Genomic DNA, 4145 nt, shown 5'->3' on the forward strand with positions numbered 1-4145 from the left:
AACTTTTGGTGAAGAGCCGAACAGAAGTTTCTAATCTTTTAAGAAATTCTAGGTCTGTTATTTCAATCACCTTGTTCCCGCTTTGAGATACAATTAGATTATATTTCGCCTTTACTAAAATTGTCAATAAAAATTTGAATTGTTTGTTTCTTTGTCGCATAAAGTAAGATTTTTAAGCTTTATCGAGTTGTTTTTTGGCTCATCACCAAATTTTGTGATTTAGTGACAAAAGAGAAAGCACTGACGAGATCCTGGCCATAATGTTAGCGGTGAAATCAACATTAAGGAAGTCTCGTAAGGGCTTTCGACACCACTAGGATTGCCAGAATTGAAAACAATTGATTTCCCACTCATGTTGAGTGACTTCCACGCGAACCACTGGGAAGCCGAACACTTAGCGAATGTCTACTTGAAGTGAATCGACATGTTCTAATTTTTATTTATTTGAGAACGAGCATAGAAGAAGAGGTAGGCTTTTGAAACGACCCTTTGCAAAACCGTTACAAGGAATTCACGCCCATTTCACATCATGCTTGTGCAGTGAAAAAGCAATACCGCCTAACCAAAAGAAAAAACCCCAAACGGTCATGGATGCCTCCCGTTTGGGGTTCGCTCAAGAGTAGAGCACGATCATCGCGATGAAAAAGTACGCCGCGTTGGCGATTTCCAGCATGCCGAGTTTCATGATCGGCAGCGACTTGCCGTATAAGTAGACGGCGCGAATGACGCTCGGGGCGTAGGCCAAAACAGCGAACGGCTCGTCAATGGCGATGAGGCCGATGATCAACAAGGCGTGGTAGCCCCATGACAGCCATTTGTACCGCTCGTTTTTCTTTTCGCGAATCATCGTTTTGACGTAAAACGTGCTGCCGATGAAAAAGAGGAAGGAAAACGCGGCCAATTCGAACGCCTCCACCGTCAATTCCCCGCGTCCGGCGTAAAAGGCGGCGAGGCCGCCGATGCAAAACGCCGCGATGGCCGCTGCATCATTCCAAAAGGCGCGCTCATTCTTTTTCTTGCTGTAGTAGGTGTTTACTAGGAAAAACGGGATCATCGCCAATCCGAAGAGAACAAGGGTCGGCCGCTGCCAAAGGGAAACGGCCAGGGCCGGCGCGGCGATGGCGCCATAGCGAACGGCAGCGGCACGTACGGCTCTTTCCGCTTCGTTTTCACCGCCATCAAGAGCGGATACGTTGCCAAATAGAGCGCAAGCCAGGCGACAAAGAGCGGCGCGTGAATCCGCGAAAGCCCACCGGCGTACGCTCCGAGCCAAAACGGGATGATGAGCATCGCCCAGGCGCCGTGTTGTTTTGGCATCACCCATTTGCTTTTGTTCGCCATCCGTCTCATCCTCCGCTTACCGGTGGAATAAAGGCGACCGTGTCGCCGGCGTGAAGCGGCGACTCGTCGCGGGCGTACTCCTCATTGACCGCGGTCATGACGCGCCCGAGCGAGACGCCATAGCGCTCTTCCACTTCGTCTTTCAGTTGTTTCACCGTTTCCGGAACGTGCGGCCACATCACTTCCCGCTCACCGATTTGTTCGCCTAAATGCGCGAAAAATAAAAGGCGGATCATTCCTCTTTCACCTCCGGTTTTCCGGACGGATACGCCGTTGTTTCAAGCTGGTCGCCCACCCAGGCGCTTCCGTCCTCCCATTGCTCTTTTTTCCAAATCGGCACGATTTGTTTGATCCGCTCAATGGCATAGCGGTTCGCCTCATACGCTTCGGCGCGGTGCGGCGAGGAAACAGCGATGACGACGGCGATGTCGCCGATCTTAAGCCGCCCGATCCGGTGGGTGATGGCGGTTTTCGCCCCTGGCCATTTCTCCGCAATTTCCGCCCCGATTTGCGCGAGTATTTTCTCGGCCATCGACACATACGCCTCATATTGCAAAAAGAGCGTCCGCTTGCCGTTCGTCCATTCGCGCACCGTGCCGGCAAAGACAGCGACCGCCCCCGCTTCCGGACGCATCACTTTTTTCATCACATCCTCGACCGAAATCGGCCGGTCGGTAATGACAAACAACGGTTCTGTCATGTTCGCGTTCTCACCTCATTTATGAGCCATGGAATATATTCATCATCGTCCGCCAGCAAAAACACCGGGTGTGACAGCGGTTCGGGAAGCGGCTCCCAGGCGATGACGGCGCGGATGTCGGCGAGGTGCTGGAGCGACGCCCAATCTTTCGCGGAGCGCACAAGCACGACTTTCGGATGCCGCTCTTGTTTGTAGCCTTCAACCAACACGAGATCGAGCTGAAGCGGCGCATAAAGCGCCAACACGTCATCCAGCCGCCATAGCGGACGGCGGAGATGCAGCTGCAACAGCCCGCCACCTTCGACCGCTGTCGCCGACGCCCCCGCCCGCTCGTGGCGGACGGAATCGACGCCTTCGGGCCGTGCGGGTTCGCCGCCATGGCCGTGATGCTTCACCGTCCCGACGCGCCATCCTTCCCGGACCGCGGCCGCCACCCATTTTTCCATCAACGTCGTCTTGCCGCTATGTTTATAGCCGACGACTTGCCAGACGTTCATTCGCTTGATCCCTCATCGTCATTCAAAAGCCACACGTCGACCTCATCGCCGGCCGCAAACCCCCGCGTTCCGCCCGGCAGCACCATTAAGGCGTTCGCTGCCGCGAGCGAAGTGACGATGTTCGATTTGTCCATGCCGACCGGCTTCACGACAAGCCGACCGTCAACCGCCTCGACCCGGCTGCGCACGAAGCGGGTGAACGGATTCGGCTTCGGAAAATCGGCGCCAAGGGTGGCTTTCGCTTTTTTCAAATACGGCTTGGCCGAAAACAGCCGCGTGCGCACGACCGGGCGGACAAACAGCTCATACCCGACGTAGCACGCCGACGGGTTGCCGGATAAGCCGAACAGCAGCTTGCCGTCCCGTTCCGCAACGGTCGTCACGCTTCCCGGGCGCATGGCGATTTTGTTAAACAACACGTTCGCTCCGAGCCGCTCGTAAATGGCGGGCAAATAATCGAAATCCCCGACCGAGACGCCGCCGGTCGTAATGAGCATGTCCACTTGATCGAGCGCCTCGCGCACCGCGGCGAAGCAGGCGTCCAGGTCATCGGCAAGCTGACCGAAATAAACCGGCTCGGCGCCGCTTTTGAACACCTGCGCCTCGATCATGTAAGCATTGCTGTTGCGGATTTTTCCCGGCACAAGCGGTTCAGAGACGTCGAGCAGTTCGCTGCCGGTCGCAAAAATGCCAATCCGGGGCTTTTTCGCCACCTTCACTTCGGCGTAGCCGAACGTCGCCAAGAGCGCCGCCACCCCGGGATTGATGCGCGTCCCTTTTTCGATAAGCAGCTGCCCTTTTTTCGCGTCTTCCCCTTGAAATGAAATGTTGTCGCCAGGGCGGAACGAGCGCTTAATCGACATATACGTTTTTCCATCTCGCTCATACTGTTTGGCGAGCTCGAGCATGACGACGGCATCGCACCCTTCCGGAATTTGCGCTCCGGTCATCAGGCGCACCGCTTGAAACGGGCCGACCGGCTGCTTCGCCACTTGCCCGGCGCCAATCGTTTCGATCACTTCAAACTCGACCGGATGGTCAAGTCCCGCTCCTTCCGAATCCGCGGCGCGAATGGCAAATCCGTCATACGGCGAGCGGTCAAACGGCGGCACGTCATGATCGGCGAGCAAATCTTCGGCTAAATAGCGCCCGTACGACTGCCTTAGCGGCACGATCTCCTCTTCTCCTCTCCCAGCGTAACGCATCACCCGGGCGATGGCTTCCGCTACGGGAATGGGAGTTCGTCTTTCGACCAACGGTGTTCTCCCCTTTCTTTCCCTCATTCACTTCACTAAGCCCATTTTATCGTTTTATCACAATGATTTCCAATCTTGCAGCTGCTTAATGGTTTTGGCCAATTTTTCATCAACGACGCTGGCATCATCAATATGTTGCAAAATCATCTTTTTCTTCCTCCCAGCGGCTTGCCTTGGCCAGCAGCCACATGCTGACTCCTCCTCTTTTTTCGGCCGTTCACATCTTCTATGCAGCGCATTCACAATTTATAGGCTCTTCACCACAACATGTACTTGACAAGCAATACGGTTTCCTGCACAAAGATGTGCAAAAATCACTGATTTGTTGATTTTCCCTCACAAGCGTAAATA

Annotated in this window: 4 protein-coding genes and 1 pseudogene; all 5 read right to left on the reverse strand. The window is 54.6% G+C overall.

Annotated elements, in window-relative coordinates; genetic code table 11:
• Nucleotides 1-613 precede the first annotated feature (613 nt).
• The 5 genes and pseudogenes from I656_RS02310 to glp all read right to left on the reverse strand — a co-directional run bounded on the left by I656_RS02310 (nucleotide 614) and on the right by glp (nucleotide 3794).
• Nucleotides 614-1341 (reverse strand): annotated as a pseudogene (locus I656_RS02310) (YwiC-like family protein).
• Nucleotides 1342-1346: 5 nt separating this feature from the next.
• The gene (moaD, locus tag I656_RS02305; protein WP_011230277.1) at nucleotides 1347-1577 is read right to left on the reverse strand and encodes a molybdopterin converting factor subunit 1; all 231 of its coding nucleotides are present in this window, start codon (nucleotides 1575-1577) and stop codon (nucleotides 1347-1349) included.
• Nucleotides 1574-2041, reverse strand: a complete 468-nt coding sequence (locus tag I656_RS02300; RefSeq protein WP_020756424.1) for a molybdenum cofactor biosynthesis protein MoaE — start codon at nucleotides 2039-2041, stop codon at nucleotides 1574-1576. Before I656_RS02300 ends, moaD begins: the two co-directional genes overlap by 4 nt.
• Nucleotides 2038-2538 carry a molybdopterin-guanine dinucleotide biosynthesis protein B gene (gene mobB, locus I656_RS02295; protein WP_015374130.1) on the reverse strand — a complete coding sequence of 167 codons (501 nt, stop codon included), beginning with the start codon at nucleotides 2536-2538 and terminating at the stop codon, nucleotides 2038-2040. Before mobB ends, I656_RS02300 begins: the two co-directional genes overlap by 4 nt.
• The gene (glp, locus tag I656_RS02290) at nucleotides 2535-3794 is read right to left on the reverse strand and encodes a gephyrin-like molybdotransferase Glp (protein ID WP_033006496.1); all 1260 of its coding nucleotides are present in this window, start codon (nucleotides 3792-3794) and stop codon (nucleotides 2535-2537) included. The genes mobB and glp overlap by 4 nt, the downstream gene beginning before the upstream one ends.
• Between the last annotated feature and the right edge of the window lie 351 nt (nucleotides 3795-4145).

Origin of the sequence: Geobacillus sp. WSUCF1 (genome assembly GCF_000422025.1) — a bacterium.
Lineage (GTDB): Bacteria > Bacillota > Bacilli > Bacillales > Anoxybacillaceae > Geobacillus > Geobacillus zalihae.